Origin of the sequence: Bacillus cereus group sp. BfR-BA-01360, from assembly GCF_022663595.1 — a bacterium.
Lineage (GTDB): Bacteria > Bacillota > Bacilli > Bacillales > Bacillaceae_G > Bacillus_A > Bacillus_A cytotoxicus.
Genome location: NZ_JAKUFV010000017.1, coordinates 1 through 23,949 on the forward strand (window position 1 = coordinate 1; position 23,949 = coordinate 23,949).

The window sequence follows — 23,949 nt, forward strand, 5'->3', positions numbered from 1 at the left end:
TCATGAGTTTAAATATGTATTTGGGAGAAGTACAAAACCAAACTCAAAGTATGAATGCTGTATGTACTGCTACCATTCAAGGTATGGAACAAGCGATCCAGTCGATTGACGCTTTTGCAATCGATACGGTTTTACAAGGACAAACATATAGTAGTGCAAAATCATTTTTTGTACAAACCTTTCGTCCTTTAGCGCAAGGTATTATTTAATTATGTGAAGAACTAATCCGCCAAAATAATGCCTTTCCAAGTCAATTTCAATCAAAGGTAGCTTCAACTGATGTCATCGAACAAGAGTTACGAGAACAAATTCAAGAAATTGATCGAATGAAAGTAAATATGGAGGCCATGAGTCAAGCTATGCCAATCTCGGGTATGGAAGCTATGGCGAATCTTTTTATTGCTATGAGGCAAAAACTGCAAGAAAAGCTAGATCATCTATATGAATTTAATCAAACATCTAGCAATAACTATAGTACAGCAATTCAATTAGCAACTAGTATTGCGCAAGGCCTTGCGGAAGTGCAAAGTGGAAAAGGTTTTAATGCCGTTAGCGGCATATTTGATACGCAAGTGTTGAACATGGGATGGGCAATATCTATTCAAAAAATTACAGAAAAGAAAACTCGTGAAGCTAATAAAATAGCACAGGCAGGAACTAAAAAAGATGATAAGGATAACATTAAATATTTTACAGGTGAAGCAGAATGGAAAGATGGAGATCGTGTTGGAGGAGTTTTAGGAGGTTCTGTGATTGATGGTAAGGAGCCTCTTGGTAATAACAGCGAGTGGAACATGAAAGCTTTATCTGGAAAAATAGATGTAAATGTACCTTTTTCTGTTGATGCTGCTAAAGATGATTTAGTGGCTGGAAATATTATTGGAGCAAAAGTAGAGGGATCTGCTTTAGAAAACTCCTTTAAAATAACAAAAATAAAGGTTCCAATTACTACTTTTATTGGGCCCATTGGACCTATTAGGTTTACTCCGCAAGAGTTAACCCTTACTCAAAAGTTTGGCGAAGCAAACTTTACAACAGGTGTGGATCAATATACATTAAAAATTGCATCGGAACTTACTGCTAACAAATATGAAACAGAGTTAAATCTTTTTCATATCCCAGATTTCGTTCCATTTATAGGAGACTATGATGTAATAGCAAAAGGGGAATTAGGATTAGGTACATTCGGTTATAAAGTAAAGCTTGGAGCTGAAACCGGGGGATACTTTGGGGAAGAGTTTGGCCTTGGAGGATTTATCAAATTTGAAAAAACAAAGAAAGAGGAAAGCTGATATGCAAGCATTTAAAGTTGGAAAATTAGTCACATTCGTTGCAATTATAATACTTCTTGTAGTTGCTATTTTATCTCCTTACAGTGTATTTAAAAAGATTTATTTTATTATTGGGGTTCTTATTATTGGTGCAATTTCACTTGGTGCAAATAAGTTTTTTGAATTGGTACATAGTAAATTTAACAAGAAATGATATTACCTATGTGATAGGGGAATTCAAAATATGAATAAATTGTTAAGGATTATTCCCATTGTTGGGGTACTTATTCCCCTTGTAGTAATATGGAATTTACCTGAAGCTTCTTCAAAAGAAAAAATCCTTTTTACAGTCATTCAATTATCTATTGGATTTGCTTTTATAATTATTTTAGAATTTATATTCAGATATAAAAAGAAAAAGGAGAGCAAATAAATGAAACTATTACCTATTGGCTCAGTTGTTAAACTAGAAGGTGTAGAACCAATCATTATGATTATCGGAAGAATGGTTATTTCAGCAGATAAACGTGATTTTGACTATGTAGGTGTTCCTTATCCAGTTGGTTATTTAGGTGATGAAAAAGTATTATGCTTTAATTGCGATAAGATTGTAGAAGAATTACACAGAGGTTACATGACTGAAAATGAATTGATATTACGTGAGAAATTGTTGGAAATATAGTTTCTTTATTACAAATTGAATTAAATACAAAATGTATCTAGTACACTATCTTTCGCTTCTTTATTGATTCCGATATAAGTCAATGTGATTTGTGGTGTACTGTGATTAAGTATTTTTTGCAACATAGCAACATCTCCGGCTTTTTGCAATTGTCGATAAGCCTGGATCTTACTAATGGGTTTGTCTCCTTTTCGAGAAGGAAATAACCAGGTATTATCTAGAGTTTGAGCATAAGAGTATACTTCATCAAAAATGGAAGTAAGGTTAATCATGCGTTCTTTCTTTGTTTTTCCTTCTTTGATTTTGAATTCTTTTCTCTTTTTCCGTTTTAATTTTATTATGGTTTGTGTTTCGAGTTGGAGTAGATCACTCACGCGTAATGTTTAGTGCAAAATGTATACACCGAAAATTGTTGCAGATTGTTTAGGGGTGGCTCCCGATTTATTAAAAGTATGGTCAAATGAATTTAATATACAAACAGAGCGAAGTCAGGGAGGGCACCGCAGGTATTCTAAGAAAAATATAGAGGAATTAAAAGCAATTAAAGAAAAAATACAGGGACAAAAATGATCTTATGATTAAGTTCGATCATAGCGAAATGGAGAACTTGATTTATTTGTTTCAAAAGAAGAAAAGTCGGAATTAGAAAAGAAATTGGATAAAGTATTAGAAAATCAGGAATTGCAAAATCAATTCAATCAAGCACTCGTTCAAAACTACACGAAATTACGAATGAATTGGTTACCACAAAAGAGCATTTAGCTAATAAGGAGAAAAAGTTAACGGAAGTAGAAGGTAAAAACAGCGCATTAGAAATTTTTATAGAGGTTTCCCTAAAAATGTAAGGGTTTCCTTTTCTTTTTAGTTATATTATAATTACTTACAAATTATTACAAAATTTTAAAATTATGAAGTTCTAAACGTATTATATGGATTTTTTGTTATTTATTATTCGAATTTTTAAAGTTAATTTTATTTTAATCTATTATTCTGTAAAGTAAACTTTTTACTTTAATTGTAATATATGTCAATTTTAGTTTTATACTAGTTAAAACTAGTAAAATATTTTATGAATGGAGAGATTTTATGTCGCGTAATGGTTTTATGTAAGGGGATTTTATCTTTAGGATTATGTGGTGCTGTGTTAGTTTCACCTGCAACAAGTTTTGCGGCGGAGGAAAACACATCAACTGGGCCACAAATGATTTATACTGAACATGGTTTTACAAATGTTGAATTTGGAGCACAGCCTGTTCTTAATGGAGCTCAAAAAGCACAAACACAGCGTGCAAGTTTTGGGGCAGGTACATGTCTTAATGTAGATGGTGGAAAATGGTGTAAGGTCAAAAAATGGGTTGGAGACTAGATTTAGCTCAATTCTCTGATTATGAACATAGCTCTCGAGTACATAAAGGAACAGCTATGGCAAATGGGGAGTATGATTATAGTGGATGGAAAAATCCAGGGAAACCAGCTAATGCTCTAACATCATATTATAAGGAATTGAATACTTATAGATCATATTATGATGTTCAATAGTTTATTTGTAATTTAATTAAATAGCAGATAAAGGGAGTATAAAAATTCTTGGTTTATAATGTCTTTTTGCTCCCTTTTTTATTGATTTAGTAATTATCATTAATTTAAAGAAAGAGAGTATATATGAAAAGATTTTTATTTCTTTTATACATAGTTGTTTTTTCTTTTTCATCTTTTATATATTTTGATTTGCTTTCTAGTAAACAAGAAGATTCAATGAAAAAGGCAGGAAAAGAAGATAGTTTTGTTGTGACTATTAATGAAAATTCTTTAAAAATTGATTCAGAGAAGTTTTTATCATTATTATTTAAGGTTTCTGATGATTATAATGCAAATGTATTCAAATCTGTTTATTCGGAAAAAAAATCAGTGGAATATGTTTATTTTGCACATGATACAGATTCTTATTTTGAAAATTTCTTACTGTTAGATGGAGTATTTCCAGATAATAAATCTGATGAATTTAATATTTCTACATCAAAAGGTAAGGGTGTAACAGGAGAAATATTTTCTTATAAGGAAGACAATAATTTTAGTATTAAACCATTAAAAATGTTTCCAAAAGATAAGTCAGTGGCTGGAGATTATATAGTTTCTTTAAACGATAATAGTAAAATTGATCTTTTTATAGATAGATTACAGAGAGATTTAGGCATGAAAATTAATTATTTTAGTTATGAGTATAATTCTGTTATTGATACATCATCTTGGTTAAAAATCATTCCTATTATCTTGTTGTATGTTTTATCGTTATTTATAATTATTTATTATTATTTTTTAGAGTATAAAAACTCTGCTATTAGATTGTTAAATGGTTATGGATCTTTAGATATTTGGAAAAGATATTTTCTACAAATATTTAAATTGTATTTTTTAGCTTTAATTATTTCTACTACAGTTGTTATGATTTTTATAACAATGAAAAATTCATTGTTTAGTTTGTATTGGTTTAAGATAATTATTGATTACTTGTTTTATCAATTTATAATCGGAATGATAGTTTGTTTTATTATGTCACTTCTTTTTATAAGAGTTGGAAAAATTTCAATTTCTGCAAGTATAAAAAACAAAAAGCCTTTAAAACAAATACAAATTGTAAATAGTTTGGTAAAAGTGATTTTTTCGGTGATTATATTATATTTACTTTTTGTTTCTTATAGTGCTTTTTCGGATTCCTATCGATATTATTATAAAAACGCAAACGAATGGGAACAAATGAAATCATATGGAGTTATGCCAACTAAAGCTCCTTTACCAAGTGGTGATGATCCTAAAGCTATTCTTGAAATGTTTGATAAAAAATATAAATTATTTAAGTATACAAATGACAGAGGTGCAATCTTAGCTCGATTTTCTGATGCTTACAGGGCAAAACAGATGGGAATGGAAGTTGAAGGTGTTTCTGTTTATGAAGAAAAAACAATACTTATTAATAATAATTATTTGAAATTAAATCCAATATATGGGTTAGATGATAAGTTAATTGATATTAAAGAAGATGATGATAGACTTACGGTTTTAGTTCCAGAGAAGTATAAAAAAGATGAGCAAGAATTAAGAAGATATTTTGAAGAAGAATATTATCTTCAAAAATATAAAGTCAAAAATACTTTTTTAAAAGATGCCGGTAAAGAGCTTCCTGATAAAGAGGATATAGTAATAAATATAATTTGGATAAAGAATAATCAATCGTATTTTTCTTTTTCTAATGATATCGCGTCAGATACCAATAATCGTTTTTATGATGGTATTGCGATGATATTAACTAATGCAAATGGTAATGAAGCTGCATGGTATGATACAGTTGTTGGAAAAAATGGCTATTTTATAAAGTTATTAGATAAAGAAATACCATATAATAATATTAAGGATCAGATTGAAAATTTAGGATTACAAGAATTTTATCCAGTATTATATAATGCCTACGATCGTATTGAAGGTATAATTCAAATACATGTAGAAAGAGCATATCAGTTTTTAGTTGTTTTATTTGTTGCTTTGTTGGGTTATTTGTTTATAAGTATGTTTACAACATTAAATTATTTAGAACAGTATAAATTGAAACATACTATTAAGATAATACATGGTTATTCTTATTTTAAAAGACATAAATTATATTTGATGTTTACTAATTTCGTTTGGTTTGTTTCAATGTTGATTTTATGTATATTAGAGAAGTTTGATTTTATATATCTTGTTTTCTGTATCCTTCTTTTAGAAAATTTATTTATCTATTTATTGATTAAGAAAAGTGAACAAAAGAAAATGGTACAAGTTATAAAAGAGGGGTGAGTACATGAAAAAAGAAATAGAAATTAAATTAGAGAACATCATGAAAAAGTATGGGGATCAATATATTTTTAAAGATTTTAATGTTAGTATTTATAATAATGAGTTCGTTGGGATTATGGGGAAAAGTGGTACAGGGAAATCTACATTACTTAATATAATTGGGTTATTAGATGAACCGGATAATGGTAAAGTTATTATTCAAGGAGATAATAATCCTTATAAGAATAGAAAAAAATTTTTTAGAGATAATTTAGGTTATATATTTCAAAATTATGCTTTAATGGATACTGAAACAGTTGATGTGAATTTAGAAGTTGCACTTGAATTTCAGAAGATCTCTAAAAAAGAGAAAAAGATTTTAATGGAAGATGCATTAAAACAAGTTGGGTTATCTTGTTCTTTAAAAACTAAAGTTTATACTTTAAGTGGTGGTGAACAACAAAGACTTGCATTAGCTAGAATTTTATTGAAAAAATGTGATATTATTTTGGCTGATGAGCCTACAGGATCTCTTGATAGAGAGAATCGTGATCAAGTAATTGAAGTGTTAAAGAAGCTTCATAATGAAGGAAAAACTATTATTGTTGTTACTCATGATATTGATTTGCAAAATTCATTTTCTAGAATAATTAATTTGGGATAGTATTAGTTTTTTTAATAAATAGTTAAAAAATCGATATATTTTTAGCTGTTTACTTTTTGTTTAGAGGTAGCATCGGGATTTTTCGAATTTATAACGTTAAGGTGAAAATCTTTGTATCAATGGGGGGTTATTCTATTCGTTGTAAATCAGCTTTTTGGGGAGGATACCCCATCGCTATCAAGCTAAGCCCATACAACGTCAAATAGAGTAGTGGTTGTTTTTTTTTTCTCTAGGAAACCTAAGTTAGCGAGTTCTCGTACATAGGTATCATTAATAGAAGGTTGAAAGGCGAAATCAAATTCTTCTAATGTAGAGATGCGCGGGAACTTTGCTAACGATATTTTCCGATTTATGGATCGATCTGTTTTGGATAGTGTTTCAGCTTCTATCAGCCTTGCGAGAAATCTAATATAGCTCATTTTTGTTTTTGTTGCTTTCTCAGCTTCTTCTTCAAAGATGGTACCAATTTCCCTCAAATGTAGCTCTTTTAATTGTTTTGTTAATCGCTCCAACTGTTCGTTGATATGTAACAGCTTGTTGAAGTACCACATCAATGATTGTATCTTCATAGTAATATCTTAATTCCCAAATCTTTTGAAAACGATAAGCGTGATTTGTCTTTACTTCTTGTTGTAGAAGCTCTACATAATCGTTACCTGACGGAAATGTTTCGAGAAATAATTCACGTAATTTTGGTAATGATTTTGGAAGTTTATTATTCATCCCTTCATAGTGTTCTTGCTTATAAATTGTACTCCCTTTTTGATTCGATATCGTGTGTTCGTCAATCCATTTACCATTTTCGTTATACAGTTTAAGAATGTGACCATGGCTAGGAAGAATCCAAATCTGTTTTCCGGCGTATAGATGTGGCACACTGTATTTCACTCCTTTATATGAAAGAAGGAAATCCCAGCTCTGAACTGTACCCTATAAAATGGACAGTTTCATAAAAAGACCTTTAAAAATCAAGCACTTAAAAGATGGTTCCGGTATTGTACCGGAGCCATTTTTTTGAGTGTCCATTGATAACGATCATGATTATACTCTTGCATATACTTGTCTATTACTTCTTGAAGAGATTGGAATGTTTGACAACACTTATCATTTCATTCATCCTTCATATGACCGAAAAAAGATTCCATTGGAGCGTTATCTAAGCAGGTTCCTCTACGTGACATAGATTGTCTGAGTCCCATTTCTTTTACTCGCTTTTGGTATTCCGGATGAGTGTAATGAACACCTTGATCAGAATGAAGCAGGGCTTCTGGATGAATGGTGCCTCCTAATCTCACTTTCAATTTTTCGAGGGTGTGATAGACGATCTCCATTTGTAAAGAGGGAGAGACGTGATAAGCTAAAATCTCTCGCGTCTTACAATCTTTTACACACGATAAATATGCTTTTTTCCCTTTCCCATAAAATAAATACGTAATATCGGTTACCATCTTTTGTTCCGGTTCTCCCTGATGAAATTGGCGGTTCAACAGGTTCGGACAGGTCTTATGTTCTTGTGTCGCTTTTGCGATTTGTTTATAAGGATTCGCCCGGCGAATCTTCGTTACGAGATGATCCTTGTGCATCATACGGTAAATACGCTTGAGATTCATACAAATCCCCTTTGTATTTTCTAATTCCATTTTGATAAAACGAGCACCGCATTTTTTCTCTTTTCGGTAAAAAATTTCTTGAATCAGTTCGTAATCTTTTTCGTCATTCCGTTCTCTCTCCATATGCTGATTTGTTTGGCGAAGCCAAGCGTAATATCCATTACGACTCACGCCCGCGAGTTCACAAAAATAACGCACCATACGAGGAAACCGGAAGCGACGAATCGTTTGTTCAATGAGTGTATAGGCTTCATGAGGTGTTAAAATCGCTTCTTCTGTAACGCCTGCCTTTCGAGTTCGTCTAACTTTTTTAAGAATTCCAGTTCTGCCTCCAGAAACGCAATACTCTCTTCTGTTTTCTTTAGCTTGTCAGCAGAAGAGAGTAGTTTGGAAGAAGGGCGCCCCGTACTTCCTTTTCCGCGACGCTCTGTATAACATCCTTCCTCCCCAAATTGTTCATATGTTTTTCTCCAACGCTTTAAACATTGGTTTGGTTTCTTTTCACCGATCATCTCTAAATCGAACCCATTTTCTAAGAAAATTTGATTGGGTCCTTTTCCTTGTTGATTTTCTTTCACAGCTCTTACTTTAAAATCTGGGCAATAGCGAATCGAACGTTCTGATACTTTTACCACATTTTTATTCTTTTCTAGTTGTTTCCTTTGTCGTTCATTAAAAATCATTTTACTCATGTTCCGTACCTCACTTCTATCGTTGTATCCATTATAACGAGATTTGCTTATAAAGATACACAAAAACCCCGAATCATGGGCTTTTTTTAGTGTCCATGATTCGGGGTACAGTTCAAATATAGAAAAGAATCGTCTTTTTTATGGGGAAATATTCCTTAACGTACAATTTTCTGTTTTCGGTCGTGTGACCCCTTATACAGGTGATAAAGATATAGGTATTGTAAAGATATATCAATTAAATGAAGATGAAAAAGAAGTAGTAAATATGTAAAGATATAAAACAATTTATGATTCTGGTACGGATCATAATTATGATAGATTTGTAACGCCTATTACATCAATTTATAAGCCAGGATCACATATAGCTGTTATGAAACTTGGGGAGAATTATTATTATGGTGGTAGCTTTAGAATTAAAAAATAAGTAACTACTCAGCCTCCCTTGCATTTTTTGAAAATAAATCTCTATACCACGTTTGATTCTTTGATTACTAGTTAACACTTTAAATATCAAATCAAGGGAGGTGAAGTGTATGAACTACAAACAATTTTTAGAAGTTTACAATCAAGGACCTGAAGAATTATACCGTCTATTCAAAGCACATAAAAAAACAATTGAATCCCTTCAGGCGCAACTTCAAGTTGTTTCGAATCGCGTTTTGGCTCTTGAATTTCACGCTAAAAAAACTCTATAAATAGCCATAAACCACCTTCATCTGATGGACTACGTAAACCGAAAGTGAAAAGTTTACGTGAAATAACAGATCGTAAGACAGGTGGTCAAGCTGGTCATAAAGGTCATACACTTCATTATTCTTCAAATCCGGATTACGTAATCAGACATTATGTGACGACTTGTGAATGTTGTGGGAAATCGTTAGAACATGCGCTTGTTATTCAAGTGAAAACACGCCAAGTTTTTGATATTCCACCTATTCAACTAGAAGTGACGCAACATGAAACGGAAGTAAAAAAGTGTAGAAAGTGCGGTACGAAAACGAAATCTGTATTTCCTGAAGAAGTGCAACACCATGTACAATACGGTGTAAATGTACAAAGTATGGTCATGTATATGATGTACTATCAACTTGTTCCTTTTGCTCGAACAAAAGAGTTTTTTCATCACTTTTTTAATCTGTCTATTAGCGAAGGAACGCTTTGGAATATGAATCGAAAATTTGGAACGTATTTAACGAAAACCTTTGAGACGCAAGCTAGAAACGTGCTGATCCAAGCACCTGTTATCCATTTTGATGAAACAGGGTTACGAAGTAACAGAAAAACACAATGGTTACATACATTGAGCACGGATCACGTTACGTTACAGTATGTTTATGAAAAACGTGGCACAGATGCGATAAACGAAATCGATGTCTTACCGAAATTCCAAGGCATTGCCGTTCATGATTGCTTGGCATCGTATTTTGTGTATGAACATTGTGAACACGCTGTATGCAATGCCCATTTACTTCGTGATTTAAAAGCGATTCACGAACAAACAAAGCAAACATGGACACAGGAGATGACAGAAATACTCATCTTGGCAAAACAAGAAAGAGAACGTCAAAACACATCTCTGAATCCCATGGCTGTCGCGTGGATGGAGGATACCTATACTGCTATTCTTGAGAAAGGGTATAGGGAAAATGCTACAATAGCGAATCATGATGCAGAAAAATGATTAAATCGACTCTCAAAGCGTCAAGATTCCATATTACTATTTGTAGAAAATCCAAACGTTCCATTCGACAATAATTTAGCTGAGCGGGACTTACGAATGGTAAAGGTTAAACAAAAAGTCTCGGGTACGTTCCGGAGTGAGACAGGTGCACAAAATTTCGCACTGGCACGAAGCTTTTTAAGTACACTAAAGAAGCAAAAAAAGAACTTGTTTGCATCCATAAAACAAGTAATGAAAACAGGAAAAATAGAATTATTCGAAACATAGCTTGAGAGGTAATTTTTGATATAATTACCTCTCTTTGTATTGATTTTGGGTAGGGGCTGAGTAGTTACAAATTTTAAGTGATAAATTATTAATAGAGAGAGTGAAAAAATTGTTTGTTTACGATGTTAACAGATTTGAAAGCGTGGATAAGCCCTAGAAAAATATTATTAGATGAACCTAGTTTTAGAAAATAGTCAGATTAAAATCCAGAAATATCTAATATATCAATAAGTTCAAACAGGAATCATGTGCAAATGCAATGGTTTTAATTATTAATTTGCTAATAATTATTAAAGTGGCAATAAAATACAAAAAATAAAAATATTGAAATTTTTTGTATTAAGTGTATTATTGGTGGTGTTATAATTAATAATAAATTGAATATTTATATGATTCAAAAAATAAAAAATCAGCGGTAAAAAATTCTGTATATACATTGGGATCGAGCTATATAATGTTAAATCGTATCTTCTTCACAGAGTAAAGCTACTGATAAATCAAATCTACGGAATTCGCAATGAATTGGAAAGTAATTTAATACGTAACCTTTTTTATAATTCAAAACTAATCCATTAAACATTTGGAAATCATATACTAAATTAGTTTGAAAACATATATAGCTGATTAAGACTCTCACAGAGTATCTTTGTCTACCATTCTTTATATAGCATTAAAGGTATAATCGACTAGTTAATTTTTATTTAATGATAGGTTGTTAAAACTATGTAGTAATGGAGGTTACCATATGGGTCTAATCAAGGACTCCAAATATATAAAAGATTTATCTACTTATTTTATGTACATGATTTTTTCAAATTTAAGATTTACTAGACCGATATTTTTAATATTTATCCTAGATAAGGGGATTAGTTTATTTGAATTCAGTATATTACAAATCATCTACTTTTCGAGCAGGATTTTAAGCAATGTGCCAAGTGGCATTTTAGCGGATTTACTAAGGAAAAGGAATGTAATCAGTATGGGCTTACTAATGAGTAGTTGTTCATTCCTACTCTTATTTATAAGTACATACTTGGATATGTCTAATTATTTCTATTTTTTCATCATTGCATTCATTCTTGATGGTATAGGCTCAGCTTTTTGCAGTGGTGCAGATCAGGCTATGGTGTATGAACATTTAAAAGAAAAAGGCGTGGAAAAACATTATGTAAAAATATTTGGAATTAAAGAAGCGTTAGTGGCTACTGCGTTAGGTTTATCAGCTTTTATTGGTGGATTTGCAGCTGCATCTTATTTAAGTTTACCTTTTTTAATGCAATCAATTGCAGGTATTGTAGCTACTTTGGCCGTTTTGAGATTTAAAGAAAGTGTACAAGAAGTCAAAGTTACAAAAAATCCTTCTATGATAAATAAATTGCAATCAGGATATAGAGTAGTAAAGAAACTTCCATATATACAATTTTTAATTTTATTTATGGCGATTATCTCTTCGAGTACAAATTCTGTCATCATGTTTACGCAAAGTCGTTTTGCAGAATTAGAATTATCTAACTCGACTATAGGAACTATTTATCTAGGTAGTACAATTATTAGTGTAATTATTTCTCTAAATGTTAATTTAGTCATGAAATTCAAATTAAATACCATTGCAACATTGGTTATGGGAATATTTTTTGTCGGAGGAATATTCATCATATCCTCTAATATCATTTTGGCAATCATAGGGTATTATCTGATCTATGTCACAATTGATATTTTAGAGCCCCCTTTATTTTTTACGATAAATGAATTGGTACAAGAAAATGTTAGAGCAACTGTACTCTCTTTCTTTTCAACAGTTTTAAGTATCATTTCGTTAATTATGTTTTTAATTTATGGCTTAACAGGAGACATAGGTGGTTATGAAAACTTAATCATCTTAATGCTTGTTATTCATATCCCATTATTTGCTTTTGTTTTCTATTATTATAAAAAAGAGCTACTAACTACTAATAAAGTAGATAAGTATATATAAAAGGAGAGTATTTATGAAAAGTACTGATTTATTTAAAGAAACAGTAACAAGCAGAATTGAAATTGGATTTTCAAATCTAGAGGAAAATTGGAGTTCTGCAGAAGCAATATATACTCCAGAGGGAAATCTAGAAATCTTGGGTCATTCCAGTCATGCAGCCTTGGGAGTCTGATTACATGGGAATGTTAGCAAAGATAGTCACTAAAAATGCAGGGAATATACTAGAGGTAGGATTTGGATTAGGAATATCGGCCTCAAAAATACAATCGTATGATATAAATAGTCATAAGATGCATATGTTGTGCAAAACTATTTTGATATTGATCAGAAAGTTAATGTATTAAAAAAAGATATAAACAATTTAATTGTTTGTGATCCAATCACTAGTTTATTGACTAAAGATATAAATACTGAATTAAACCAAATAATTTTTAATTTTTCGGGGCTAGAAACGCCGTTTATGAAAAATATGGATGATTTGTTATTATATCCGAAAACGATTTTCGAAAATGCTTATGAAGCTTTGAATGAATCGAAGTTTGATAGGATAATTGTTACAGGTAATGATAAAGTCATGACATACTTAAAAAAAGAATATGGAAACAAATTTAGAGGAGAGTTTAAACATTTAAGTCATGAAGAATTTTTGATAGAGTTACAAAATTCGAAAATGTTAGTTTCAAGTCCAGGATTAACTGCTACATATGAAGCGATGGCATATAATGTACCAGTAAGATTTCTACCACCACAAAATTATAGTCAAGCTCTCATGAAATCTCGAAAATATTTTGATAGTTTCAAAGGATTAAATGTAGCAATACTGGGACTAACCTTCAAACCTGATACTGACGATTTAAGAGAAGCACCTTCCCTAGCAAATATTCCAATAATGCTTAAAGAGGGTGCAAATGTTAATGTATGGGATCTTGTTGGTATTGAGAATTTTAAGAAAATATATCCTGATGAAATAACCTATAGTACCTCCATTGAAGATACTATCAAGAATGCAGATATATGTTTTATCTTCACAGAATGGTATGAAATTAAAGAGTTTGATATTTCGAAATATAGTGAATTAATGAAAACTCCAATCGTTCTCGACGGGAGAAACTGCTATGATTTGAAGGGTGTGAGAAAAACAAAAATAATTTATGATTCAATAGGAAGAGAAACAGTTTCTAATTTAAATTTGCTAGGAGTATAGTATAAATTATATAATTTGCAAAAAAAATTTTATTGTCGCTTTTAAATAAAGTCACAATGCTTTGAAAAAAGATGCGATAAAATATTAAAAGGAAATTGATCTTTTGTTAAAAAAGTCAATTTCCTTTTTACGATTTAAAAATATTTTAACTTTATTATAAAACAACCTACATCATGGCTAATAGGTATTTAGTATATGGATTGTTGAGGAATTCCATTATATTTTTCATATTGTAAACCTCCATTGCATTGATAGTCTTAGTTTATATAGTATCGCAAATGTAATGAGTAACGGTCATTATAATGTGAAGAAAGGTACTTAATTGACTGATAACTAAACAAAATAATAGATTGTTTAGTGCAAAATGAAAGTGGTTCTTACGCAGATTTGGTGAAATCTCATATAACGTTGTTACCGTATAAAATTTTATTCTTTCAAAATAATAAATCCGAGTTTATATAACATGCGCTTTTGCAATATAGCTAAACCAGCTCGTCCATACAACATTCGTTTGATTTCAAGCGATTTACCTGTCCTTCTAACACGCCATTACTATAGGGAAGAAGAAAGGCATGCTTAACGACTTGTAAATCGTTGCGTAAATGACGGTATATGGATAAAAGGGTTGTTCTTTATGGGAAAGTTGTTTTCTTAGCCATTGCAAAAATCCTTCATAATCAGATTGTTTTACCATTTCACGATACTCTTGTATGACTTCATAAACAGTTTGGAGATTAGGATATTTTTCGAAGCAACGCTCTAAATCTCTTCTTTCTGAGGTGTTCAGATGATTGGGATGAATCCAAAACCATCTGGCAAGACGTTTTCTAGCTATTTGATAGGTAGGAGATGGGTGATTAGCACGTTTCTGTTTGCACCTTATCCCTTCAACAAGTGTGCGCACAGCCGAAAAGGTACCGTTATACCCCTTCTTACGGATAAGTGGATCAATCGTTTTAAGTGTTTTTCCCTCTTTTTCAAGACGCATAATAGATTCATGACACCCTTGGGCTGGACTGATGCGCCAACGATTGGTAGTAGGTGGAGTCATCATTTTCATGTATTTTTTAATCATTCTTCAATTTAAATGATATTCTTTCGTTAGGGAATTGATAGATTTCCCGGAGCGATGGGCTTTCTTTATTTCTTGAATCAAGTCCCACTTTCGTTTCTGGCGTATGAGTTTTATTTTTCTGTTTTTGTTAACGCTGTTTCAATGGAAATAGATGAAGTTTCATTCCAAGTAATAGTAGAAGGAACGGCTGACAAGAGGAACGTATCTAAATGTTTCCTAGCATTTTTAATAAAATACCAGCGATCAGATACTTGAAGAATAGAAGAACTTGCGTCAGAAATTCCTTGACGAAAACTTGTAAAACCATCGCAACTCACGACTTGAATGTGAGGAGGTTGTTTCAACCATTCCGCTAGTGTTTCAGGTGAACGATTCGGTAATAGCGCTAATGGTCTATGATGACGTAGATCACAAATAAGTGTCCCATACTGGACTTAACCAAGAGATAGGGTACATCATGGTTTACTCCTTTTCTTTTATTATATCAATGTAGTACACAAAAGAGCAATTCACCAAAAGTCCGTAAGAACCACTTTGGTATTGCAAAAAACATCGGATTGATTATTAAAACTAAAACCAATATTACTAAAAATAAACTTATTGTGTTCATGTTAATAACTATACTATTAAGTAACATTTCACTGATAATGTTACTTTTTATTATTTCATCTTCCTATTATAATAAAATCTTCCCCACCAAAATATTGCATTCCCAATAATTAAAATTCCAAATGCTATACCCAATTTTCCATGTTTAATAAAATCATATAAAGACCAAATAAGTAAAGATAAAGAATAAAAAATAAGAGTAGGTCTCGATGATTTCATATTTTGATACATTTCCATTTCATCAGGTTTTTTTAACATGTATATTCAAACCTTTCTATACTATAATTTTTTATTTATTAAAAACAAATAACTCATCCACTTTTACATTAAGATAATTAGCTATTGAAAAAGCTAAAACTAAAGAAGGATCATACTTATTATTTTCAATAGCATTAATTGTTTGTCTAGAAACATTACACAAATTAGCTAATTCATCTTGAGATATTTTTTGTACCTTTCTTAATGACTTAATATTATTCTCCACATTTTCACTCCTCCTACTATATAAATGTAAAAAACATTTTACATTTATATAGTATAATATAAAACCTAAAATGTAAAATATTTTTTACATTTCTTCTTAATATTGGATAAACAGTTCCTTCAGATATGACAATTTTACTCGATATTTTTTGACTAATGCATATCCATATTTATCCCTTTTATTTATTATCAATAAGACTATTAACTCAAGTATCCTTTTTTTAAACTGAGCATTCATACTTTATCACCAGTATTTTTAATTAAGAATAATCGGAATATTCTAATTATATCTTATAGTTAAACGGGGAATTATAAGGAACATATAACAAATCTTTGAACATTAGACATGCTAATACTCGTACTGAAAAAAAGAGCGTGAGGGGTATGGAAGATCAAAACTTATTCACGTAAAAACACTATCAGTCTGATGCTGTTTCTATTTAAATACATATTGGTTTTCCATACTAGAACTACTTATTACATTACTGTAGATATAAACTCTTTATATCTTTTATTTATTTCACTAACTCTTTCATGTGAGCCTTTGCATACAATCTCTTCATCTTCAAGGAATAATATATTATCATCCGGGTTTTTTAGAATAACCTAGCTATATTCAACCTTTGTTTTTCGTTCCCTGATAATTTATCACCACTCTTGCTTATATTCGTATCAAGTTTATCTTTTTGCTTTTCAACAAATTCTTCTAAATTTTCATATCTTAAAGTTTCTCTTATATTAGATTCATCAATATGCTTTTCATCAAGGCCATACAGGGGTACAGCCACATCGCTATCAAGTTAAGAAATACATTATTCCCCAAAACAAAAAATATATATTTTTAGAACGTACTACAGCTTCTGTTTGGCTACTAAAGTATCTAAACAGACAAGGTCAACGCCAGCTCAGAAACTAGGTTTAACCGATAAACGATTTACTTTAACCGCTATTAATAAATAATTGGGCAATCATTCTATTTTAAAAAGGATGATTTTTTAGAGATTCCTGTGGAATTTTATGTTAAACTCACTATTAATATTTCGAAAATTCAATCTTCGACAACGGGCAGGAGTATTGAACAAGTTTTATGAACTTTAGTGGTTGCATCATTAGTGAAATGCTTTATAACAACTAATTAAGGAGGGATAGAATATGAGAAATAACTTTCAAATCGTTGCGTTACAAGAGAAGGAGTTTCATAACCTATTTCTAATGAATGAAGAAGAATTAAAAAGTATCGGGGCAGTCAAAATAATAGCAAATAAAAATCCTGGATATCCTTGTAGGATAAGTTTGAAGGATGCAGAGGTAGGAGAAGAGGTAATCTTACTGAACTACCAATATCATAATGTTAATTCGCCTTATAAAGCAAGTGGTCCTATATTTATACGAAAGGGGGCAACTACCGCTAAGCTAGGTGTAAATGAAATTCCGCTTATGTTACATCATAGGTATCTATCTATACGCGGCTACAATGCTGACTCAATGATTGTAGAAGCAAGGGTTACAGAAGGTGTAAATTTAAGAGAAAATATAGATGAAATTTTTGATAATAAAGAAGTAGAATATATTCACATTCTTAACGCTAAACCAGGATGCTATAACTGCCTTGTTAATAGAGCGTGAAAAAACTGAATTTCTGCTCCATACACCTCTGTTTTCAAGCGTATTCGTATTTTAGATTCAACTGTATTTCAGCTTCCAGATATATTTTCATCCATTTATCCTGGGGCGGAAGGGTGTAGCCATACTGCTGGAATGAAAATTCAACTTGAATATGATCTATTAAGCGGACAATTCCTACATATCCATACAGGTCCAGGTAAACAACATGATCGAACCTATGGCTCTCTGTGTGTCCCAACTGTAACAGCGAATGATTTGTCTATCCGAGATTTAGGGTATTTTCACTTGAAAGATTTGCAACATATACAAGATAAAAAGGCTTATTATATTTCTTGTATTAAATCCAACACATGTATTTATCAAAAAATCCCAACCCTGATTCTTTTCAAGATGGAAGAATCAAAAAAGGTACGGAGTGATGGATATGGAGGTCTTAATGAATTCTCTTCAGCCAGGTCAAACATATGAAATATCTTACGCTTATGTAGGAATGACGGATAAAGTACCAACTCGTGTGATTGTTCACCGACTTACAGATGAGCAACAACAAAAACTAAGCTATAAGAGAAAAAAGGAAACAACCACTACTCTATTTGACGTTGTATGGGCTTAGCTTGATACCGATGTTAAAGATAAAAACATTCTTTTTACATACATTAAACAAACTCATCGTTTATTTTGCATCCATTCTATAATCAATAAAACACCAGCAATAATAATTATCCAAATTCCGAAAGGATTTATTGTTTTTGTTATTGTTTGTGATAAACCGAAATACTTATATAATTCAAAATGATCAATAACAATAACAAGTATGATTATAAAAAATACAAGTTTTGAAACGATAGATAGATATTTCATAAACTACCTCCTTCTAATGTATTTAAATCGATAAATAGAATGTAATTGTTTTTACGACACCTTTAATTTTCCAATCTGGTACCCAAGTTGGAGCTACTTGTTGAATAGATCTAGTTAACGAATCTTCAATAGAACTAGAAATATCTAAATAATGCCCCATATATTTAATTGCCACTCTCATTTTACTTTACAAATAAAATGATAAACTATTGGAAAAAGAATATAAGTCTTTTTGTCTATACATTGATTTGATATAATTCACATAGAAATAACCGGAAATTTAACAAGATGTATCATCGGGAATGTTCAGAAAAATGTTCTCCTTTGTTTTTGGATGTGAGTGCTGGCTCGTCGTGTGGGGACGAAACCCCACATAGCGTTGATTCGTACAGAAAAATAATAATATTGAGAACGGAAAAACTGATGGTTCGGCTGATATAATTGCTAGTCCAAGTTGAGAAACTTAACCCCGTTTCTGGTCTGTTCGGCTTGTCGAAAGTTAAACATCAGCTGAATTTCGGAATGCAATGGAGGAAAGGTGGAGATTTTTTGAGTGGGTTTCTCCTTTGTTAGTTTAGCCGGGTGCGAACTAGTAAAATATCGGTTTATTGTAATTAATATGTATTTTTGGATATTTTTATATAAGATAAATACTTTTTACATCATGTGAATTGGAGGTTTTGTTTGAATAAATTTCAAGCTTTTTTGTTTAAACTTTGGATATCAATTCCAAGAAATTTTAGGTTAGCAATTCCATTAACCATAACAGTATATTTAATTTTACAAGTATTTTTTGAAGGTGTTATCACTTTCAAAAATTTAGTTTTTGATTTTAGTTCCTTTGGTTATAAATATTTAATTACTTATATGATTATCTCTTTAGTAATTTTTATAATTATTAAAATTACTAAAAAGAGAGAAAGGTAAATAGGAATATTAAATATATTTTAAATGCAATAAATTACAATGTTTGCATTTTTGTCTATTCCTTTTTCTGGTACCGTCAATATTTTTGCGTAAATGACTTTTTAACCTTTTCAGATAGAACGTCACTTTTGGTACAAAAATAACTTTATTTGTAGGTAAAATTTTACGCTTCAAGTTCCTCAAACATCGCTACTAATGCTGCACGTGCCTTATTAAAACCGATGTGGCAACGCGTGGCGAAGCGTTGATTATAGTGCTCAAATTGCGAGAATCGGAAGCGTTCCATTGACTCTTCATTTGGAAACTGTTTTTTACACTTTGAGTATTTTTTGATTTGTTTATTAAAAGATTCAATTCAATGTGTTGAATAAATACTTCTCCAAATCTCCTTTGGGAAGCTGTAAAACGTCAACATATGCTGATTGATTTGAAGTGATTTCACCATTTTTGGATAGGCCTTTTGCCATTTTAAACAGAAAGCATCAAGCGCTTCTCGACCAGATTCTAGGCAATCTGCTTTATAAACAGTCTTGAAATCATCGCATACCGCTTGACGATTTTCTACGAGAACTTTGTGCGACAACTTGCGTGCTACATGGACTAAACAAGTTTGATATCTCGCTTTTGGAAATACGCTTGAGATAGTGTCTACCATACCTTTTAAACCATCTGAAATAAATAGAAGCACATCTTCCACACCGCGTTCGTTTAGTTCTTCTAAGAGCTCTTTCCAGTTATGCGCTGACTCGGTTGGTGCAATCGTATAGGCAAGTACTTCTTTTGAACCATCTTCATAAATGCCAATAGTGATGTAGACGGCTTCCTTTGACACAATTTCACGGCGCACGGCAATGTATGCCGCATCTAAATATACATACACGTAACGTGTATGTAAGGGCAGTTGGTTAAAAGCTTTTACTTGTTCTGATACAGCTTTGGTCACACTTGAAATGGTTTGAGTTGTGTAATAATGAACGTACATTTTCTCAATGAAATGTGCAATTTCTGTCATCGTAATTCCTTTTTGAAATAGATGTATAACGGTTGCTTCTAGCGTATCATTTGAGCGCTGATAGGGCGCCACTGTCTGTTGTTTAAATTCACCGTTACGATCACGTGGAATTTGTATGTTTAAATCACCGTACTCTGTGTGTAGTGTACGTGAATAAGAACCATTTGTAATCGAAAAAATTTAGTCCAAACTATACTACATATACATTGAAAGATACAAAGCTGCCAGCACATTAATTTTGATATGTCTTTAAAACACGTTGAGAAAATCATAAGTGATAAAATGCTTTGGATAATATAATTGGTTAATGCAAATTTCCCAACTGTTTAAAATGATTATAACCATTTTAAATATTTCTGTGCTTTCGAAAAGGGGCTGTCCCATAAGTATCGGTGCATGCTTTAACAAGCTAGGGTCTTTGAGGCAGTTTGAGGTTTTAAGTGTCTTTGCTCGTATTACCGCTTCAAAATGTTCCCCACAATGAATAAATCATCCCAACAACAAAAAAAGCTAAAGCTAAAGCAAAAACAACTAAAGCGAGTATTCCATTCTTGTTATTTTCCATAAAATATCTCCTTGTCATGTTATATTCAAGAAAACTTTAGTTATAATTATGGCTAAAGGTTATGGTTATCATACTTCTTAGTTTAGATAATGTTGTATTTTATAACTTATTGTGATTTACATTCGTATAATAACCGACCCACCACCATTGGAAATAATTTGTTTTTGCTGCTCAATGGATCGTAACAATTGATTGCTATCTTCAATTAGCTTAATGAGATGATCTAAACGATTTTCGAACCTAGTCATTTGTTGAATTAAATATTGTATATTTGAACTTGGATGGTTATTTCGAATTGGATAATGTAGATGTGAATCCTGATATGGGTGCATATGCTATAAACCTCCTTGTTACATATTTAGGTATTTTATATTATGTGATAAAAATGTGAGATTTCGCCTATTTTAAGAGGAAACAAAAACACTATTTTAGCAACAAACAGGACCTGCCATGGGGTACAGGTTCTTTGTAAAAAGTGCATAAGAGAAAATTGACATATTAACCATATATTACCAATAATGGTGATTGGATGTGATATGTTGAGTGTTGAGAAATAAATAATAAAAATTTCATTTTGTAAAAAAGAGGAATGGATGTAGAAGGGTGAGCAATGGGTACAATTTGCATCAATAGATAAATATGTTTCAAGCACATCATTACAAAATTTACAAAGGCTAGAAAAAATACTTGATCGCATTGAGAGTCTTACGAACAAAGGTATGTAAGATAAGGCATGGCTTATCTCTGAACTCAAAAAAGAGCAGCTAGCAAAAGCTAGCTGCTCAACTTTTGGGTAAGTTAGAAAAGGTTATCAACAGTATTGACAGGATATTGAGTTTTATTCGTTGAGATAATTAAAAAATAATCTTTGACTTAATCCATATCTAGAAATCATACAATAACAAGGAATGTAGACGAGCAGGAAACAGTATAATGAATAGGGGGAGTTTCCAAGATGTTACCTCAATATGTATCTGAAGAGTGTTGGTGTCTGCTAGAGGGCGTTTCTCTGTTTTGGGAAAGGACAAGCATATGATAGAGCGTGGACAAATTCACCCATTCATTAGTGTGGTGCTATTCTATATCTATCATGTGTAGAAGGAGAATGTGGGATATAGTAATGTTATGATAGGCAATTTGTATACATATCCATTAATATTGTAATATATAATAAAATTATTTATTTTGCATTTTAATCCAATGGGTATACATTTGATATGGTGTTTTTTTACTGAGATTGTGAATAGAGTGCTTTGTGAGTATTGGTTATATTACTTCTATTCTTTTTGAAGGGAAAAAATCAACATTCTTATTTTTAACTGGAAAAATGAGTAATCCAGCGATGGATTAGTTTAAGCATGGTTAGATGAATGTAAGTGGTATTATGAAAATTTAGAGTAAGATGAGAGGCTCTGCTCAACGACGAATAGCTCCTTTGTTTATTTCTATTAATTTTTGTATGAAAAAGTCTGTGAGATGAGGGGATACAAAATGAAGAAAATAAAGGTATTTCATTATGAGGCATTTAGTCATAAACCCAATATGGGAAATCCAGCAGGGATTGTATTAGATGCAGAAGGATTAACAGATTATGAGATGCAGCGTATCGCGGAAAAAGTAGGATTTAACGAAACCACTTTTGTATTCCCTTCAAATGTTGCCGATATAAAGATTCGTTACTTCACGCCAGGTCATGAAATGAATCTTTGTGGACATGCAACAGTGGCTACTATATATGCTCTTTACACAAGAGGAGTATGGAAAGAAGTCCGTAGCCTTTTGCTCGAAACGAAAGCTGGAATTTTACCAGTATGCGTAGAAATAGATGGGAATGGAGAAGTATATGTTCGAATGCGACAAGTAGAACCACAGTTTCAAGGATTTCATGGCTCTAAAGAAGAGGTAGCACGGAGCATCGGTCTTCATGAAGAAGATATAGATGAAACATTACCAATTGTATATGGAAGTACAGGGGTTTGGACATTATTAGTACCTATTAAAACATTGGTTGCCTGCGAAAAGATGAAACCAAATAATAAGATCTTTCCATCTATTTTAGTAGAAATACCTAACGCGTCTATTCATCCGTTTTGTTTCGAAACGTATCATGAAGAAGCGCATATGCATGGTCGTCATTTTTTATCACCGTATGCTGGAACAATTGAAGATCCAGTAACAGGAACAGCTTCTGGTGTAATGGGAGCCTATTATGCTACATTTTTGAAGGAAGATAAAGAACAGGAAATGATATGTATTGTTGAACAAGGGCAGGAGATACACAAAGATGGACGTGTACGAGTGTATGTGCAGAGAACAGAGAAAGATAATGTATTACATGTTGAAGTGGCAGGAACAGCAGTGTATGTAAGAGAGTTTGAAATTTCAGTGTAAGGATAAAAAAGTTCGGGATATGACCGAACTTTTTTCATTTGTTGACGACTTCAATAAATGATGTTTGTCCATTATGTCTTATTGCAGAATAGAAGTTTTGACTTTCTAATGTTTTCGCAACTTGTGTTAGTTTATTCGGATCATCATGATGAATGAGTAAGCTGTCCGCTCCGCTTTCTTCGATATGAATGTGTTCAATATGACCAACAGCGTTTTGAATTGCTTGCAAGAAATCAGGTTTCATACAATGCCTCCTATGTGTTCAAAGTATTTTTTTATTATTCCCGTATTTTTTAAATATAAAAGCGAAGAGGGGGATTTGTGAAGTTGAGCGAAGTGACAGCATATGATGAGAAGCAGAAGAATGAAAATATATTCGCTACTGTATTATCAATAAAAACAAATCGTATTTTTTTTTATATAATACAAGGATTTCTAAAGGTTTTTTCTCGTAATTGTCTAATCATAGATAAGGTGGTTTCATTATGGTAATTCTAAATCTATTTGTGAAGTAGGAATGGGGAAAATGAATGTTTCAGAAATC

22 protein-coding genes and 11 pseudogenes are annotated in these 23,949 nt (G+C 31.7%); 19 read left to right on the forward strand and 14 right to left on the reverse strand.

Annotation, left to right across the window (positions count from 1 at the left end; genetic code table 11):
* Window positions 1-2: 2 nt before the first annotated feature.
* The 4 genes and pseudogenes from MR056_RS22450 to MR056_RS15115 form a co-directional block, all read left to right on the forward strand.
* Window positions 3-641: pseudogene (locus MR056_RS22450) on the forward strand (T7SS effector LXG polymorphic toxin); the annotation flags it as partial.
* Window positions 642-1,293: 652 nt separating this feature from the next.
* Window positions 1,294-1,485: a hypothetical protein gene (locus MR056_RS15105; protein WP_041809839.1), complete on the forward strand. Its 192-nt coding sequence runs from the start codon at window positions 1,294-1,296 to the stop codon at window positions 1,483-1,485.
* A 30-nt stretch (window positions 1,486-1,515) separates the two neighbouring features.
* The gene (locus MR056_RS15110) at window positions 1,516-1,704 is read left to right on the forward strand and encodes a hypothetical protein (RefSeq protein WP_087098906.1); all 189 of its coding nucleotides are present in this window, start codon (window positions 1,516-1,518) and stop codon (window positions 1,702-1,704) included.
* Window positions 1,705-1,953, forward strand: a complete 249-nt coding sequence (locus MR056_RS15115) for a DUF4176 domain-containing protein (protein ID WP_000771612.1) — start codon at window positions 1,705-1,707, stop codon at window positions 1,951-1,953.
* A 20-nt stretch (window positions 1,954-1,973) separates the two neighbouring features.
* Here MR056_RS15115 and MR056_RS15120 read toward each other — a convergent pair.
* A pseudogene (locus MR056_RS15120) lies at window positions 1,974-2,333 on the reverse strand (site-specific integrase); the annotation flags it as partial.
* Between the two features lie 13 nt (window positions 2,334-2,346).
* Between MR056_RS15120 and MR056_RS15125 the strand changes: the two are divergent.
* The 5 genes and pseudogenes from MR056_RS15125 to MR056_RS15145 all read left to right on the forward strand — a co-directional run.
* Window positions 2,347-2,792 (forward strand): annotated as a pseudogene (locus tag MR056_RS15125) (MerR family transcriptional regulator); the annotation flags it as partial.
* 230 nt (window positions 2,793-3,022) lie between these two features.
* Entirely contained in the window at window positions 3,023-3,319 is a 297-nt protein-coding gene (locus MR056_RS15130) for a hypothetical protein (protein WP_012094614.1), read from the forward strand.
* Complete coding sequence (locus tag MR056_RS15135; RefSeq protein WP_087095071.1) at window positions 3,304-3,492, forward strand: lactococcin 972 family bacteriocin; 189 nt, start codon at window positions 3,304-3,306, stop codon at window positions 3,490-3,492. The genes MR056_RS15130 and MR056_RS15135 overlap by 16 nt, the downstream gene beginning before the upstream one ends.
* A gap of 123 nt (window positions 3,493-3,615) precedes the next feature.
* Window positions 3,616-5,784, forward strand: coding sequence for a DUF1430 domain-containing protein (locus tag MR056_RS15140; protein WP_087098905.1), 2,169 nt, complete (start codon window positions 3,616-3,618; stop codon window positions 5,782-5,784).
* 4 nt (window positions 5,785-5,788) lie between these two features.
* A complete protein-coding gene (locus tag MR056_RS15145; protein ID WP_087098903.1) occupies window positions 5,789-6,427 on the forward strand; it encodes a putative bacteriocin export ABC transporter in 639 nt (212 codons plus the stop codon).
* A gap of 182 nt (window positions 6,428-6,609) precedes the next feature.
* Here MR056_RS15145 and MR056_RS15150 read toward each other — a convergent pair whose 3' ends face one another.
* The 3 genes and pseudogenes from MR056_RS15150 to MR056_RS15160 all read right to left on the reverse strand — a co-directional run bounded on the left by MR056_RS15150 (window position 6,610) and on the right by MR056_RS15160 (window position 8,729).
* Window positions 6,610-6,903, reverse strand: a complete 294-nt coding sequence (locus tag MR056_RS15150) for an ATP-binding protein (protein WP_087098901.1) — start codon at window positions 6,901-6,903, stop codon at window positions 6,610-6,612.
* Window positions 6,878-7,333: pseudogene (locus MR056_RS15155) on the reverse strand (hypothetical protein); the annotation flags it as partial. The pseudogene MR056_RS15155 and the gene MR056_RS15150, both read right to left, overlap by 26 nt.
* 62 nt (window positions 7,334-7,395) lie before the next feature.
* Window positions 7,396-8,729 (reverse strand): annotated as a pseudogene (locus MR056_RS15160) (IS3 family transposase).
* A gap of 184 nt (window positions 8,730-8,913) precedes the next feature.
* Here MR056_RS15160 and MR056_RS15165 point away from each other — a divergent pair.
* From MR056_RS15165 to MR056_RS22455, 6 genes and pseudogenes are all read left to right on the forward strand, one after another.
* A pseudogene (locus tag MR056_RS15165) lies at window positions 8,914-9,153 on the forward strand (DUF5065 family protein); the annotation flags it as partial.
* 109 nt (window positions 9,154-9,262) lie between these two features.
* A complete protein-coding gene (locus tag MR056_RS15170) occupies window positions 9,263-9,424 on the forward strand; it encodes a hypothetical protein (RefSeq protein ID WP_157671236.1) in 162 nt (53 codons plus the stop codon).
* Window positions 9,425-9,468: 44 nt separating this feature from the next.
* Window positions 9,469-10,677, forward strand: a pseudogene (gene tnpC, locus MR056_RS15175) (IS66 family transposase).
* Window positions 10,678-11,422: 745 nt separating this feature from the next.
* The gene (locus tag MR056_RS15185) at window positions 11,423-12,652 is read left to right on the forward strand and encodes an MFS transporter (protein ID WP_012094607.1); all 1,230 of its coding nucleotides are present in this window, start codon (window positions 11,423-11,425) and stop codon (window positions 12,650-12,652) included.
* A gap of 13 nt (window positions 12,653-12,665) precedes the next feature.
* On the forward strand, window positions 12,666-12,824 hold the full coding sequence (locus MR056_RS15190) for a hypothetical protein (protein WP_157671235.1): 159 nt from the start codon (window positions 12,666-12,668) through the stop codon (window positions 12,822-12,824).
* 129 nt (window positions 12,825-12,953) lie between these two features.
* The gene (locus MR056_RS22455) at window positions 12,954-13,856 is read left to right on the forward strand and encodes a UDP binding domain-containing protein (RefSeq protein ID WP_012094606.1); all 903 of its coding nucleotides are present in this window, start codon (window positions 12,954-12,956) and stop codon (window positions 13,854-13,856) included.
* Window positions 13,857-14,394: 538 nt separating this feature from the next.
* Here the strand turns inward: MR056_RS22455 and MR056_RS15200 are convergent.
* The 4 genes and pseudogenes from MR056_RS15200 to MR056_RS15215 form a co-directional block, all read right to left on the reverse strand.
* Window positions 14,395-14,931 carry a transposase gene (locus tag MR056_RS15200; protein ID WP_242136582.1) on the reverse strand — a complete coding sequence of 179 codons (537 nt, stop codon included), beginning with the start codon at window positions 14,929-14,931 and terminating at the stop codon, window positions 14,395-14,397.
* Between the two features lie 110 nt (window positions 14,932-15,041).
* The gene (locus tag MR056_RS15205; protein ID WP_242136585.1) at window positions 15,042-15,347 is read right to left on the reverse strand and encodes a transposase; all 306 of its coding nucleotides are present in this window, start codon (window positions 15,345-15,347) and stop codon (window positions 15,042-15,044) included.
* Window positions 15,348-15,829: 482 nt separating this feature from the next.
* On the reverse strand, window positions 15,830-16,024 hold the full coding sequence (locus MR056_RS15210; protein ID WP_012094602.1) for a helix-turn-helix transcriptional regulator: 195 nt from the start codon (window positions 16,022-16,024) through the stop codon (window positions 15,830-15,832).
* 79 nt (window positions 16,025-16,103) lie between these two features.
* A pseudogene (locus MR056_RS15215) lies at window positions 16,104-16,261 on the reverse strand (helix-turn-helix transcriptional regulator); the annotation flags it as partial.
* 914 nt (window positions 16,262-17,175) lie between these two features.
* Between MR056_RS15215 and MR056_RS15220 the strand changes: the two are divergent.
* Together MR056_RS15220 and MR056_RS15225 are read left to right on the forward strand one after the other, a co-directional pair.
* The gene (locus tag MR056_RS15220) at window positions 17,176-17,649 is read left to right on the forward strand and encodes a DUF1203 domain-containing protein (RefSeq protein ID WP_012094601.1); all 474 of its coding nucleotides are present in this window, start codon (window positions 17,176-17,178) and stop codon (window positions 17,647-17,649) included.
* A 9-nt stretch (window positions 17,650-17,658) separates the two neighbouring features.
* Window positions 17,659-18,202: pseudogene (locus MR056_RS15225) on the forward strand (IS4 family transposase); the annotation flags it as partial.
* Between the two features lie 113 nt (window positions 18,203-18,315).
* On the opposite strand, the gene MR056_RS15230 reads toward MR056_RS15225, so the two are convergent.
* Window positions 18,316-18,510 carry a hypothetical protein gene (locus tag MR056_RS15230; protein WP_048724434.1) on the reverse strand — a complete coding sequence of 65 codons (195 nt, stop codon included), beginning with the start codon at window positions 18,508-18,510 and terminating at the stop codon, window positions 18,316-18,318.
* Window positions 18,511-18,532: 22 nt separating this feature from the next.
* Complete coding sequence (locus MR056_RS15235) at window positions 18,533-18,685, reverse strand: hypothetical protein (RefSeq protein WP_157671234.1); 153 nt, start codon at window positions 18,683-18,685, stop codon at window positions 18,533-18,535.
* A 509-nt stretch (window positions 18,686-19,194) separates the two neighbouring features.
* On the opposite strand from MR056_RS15235, the gene MR056_RS15240 reads away from it, so the two are divergent.
* Entirely contained in the window at window positions 19,195-19,437 is a 243-nt protein-coding gene (locus MR056_RS15240; protein ID WP_041809818.1) for a hypothetical protein, read from the forward strand.
* A gap of 163 nt (window positions 19,438-19,600) precedes the next feature.
* Here the strand turns inward: MR056_RS15240 and MR056_RS15245 are convergent.
* From MR056_RS15245 to MR056_RS15255, 3 genes and pseudogenes are all read right to left on the reverse strand, one after another.
* A pseudogene (locus tag MR056_RS15245) lies at window positions 19,601-20,614 on the reverse strand (IS256 family transposase); the annotation flags it as partial.
* Window positions 20,569-20,772, reverse strand: a pseudogene (locus tag MR056_RS15250) (DUF418 domain-containing protein); the annotation flags it as partial. The pseudogenes MR056_RS15250 and MR056_RS15245, both read right to left, overlap by 46 nt.
* Window positions 20,773-21,130: 358 nt before the next feature.
* Window positions 21,131-21,346, reverse strand: a complete 216-nt coding sequence (locus MR056_RS15255; RefSeq protein WP_087095063.1) for a hypothetical protein — start codon at window positions 21,344-21,346, stop codon at window positions 21,131-21,133.
* 1,159 nt (window positions 21,347-22,505) lie between these two features.
* On the opposite strand from MR056_RS15255, the gene MR056_RS15260 reads away from it, so the two are divergent.
* Window positions 22,506-23,405 carry a PhzF family phenazine biosynthesis isomerase gene (locus tag MR056_RS15260; protein ID WP_087098893.1) on the forward strand — a complete coding sequence of 300 codons (900 nt, stop codon included), beginning with the start codon at window positions 22,506-22,508 and terminating at the stop codon, window positions 23,403-23,405.
* Between the two features lie 34 nt (window positions 23,406-23,439).
* Here the strand turns inward: MR056_RS15260 and MR056_RS15265 are convergent, their stop codons facing one another.
* On the reverse strand, window positions 23,440-23,649 hold the full coding sequence (locus tag MR056_RS15265; protein WP_087095062.1) for a hypothetical protein: 210 nt from the start codon (window positions 23,647-23,649) through the stop codon (window positions 23,440-23,442).
* Between the last annotated feature and the right edge of the window lie 300 nt (window positions 23,650-23,949).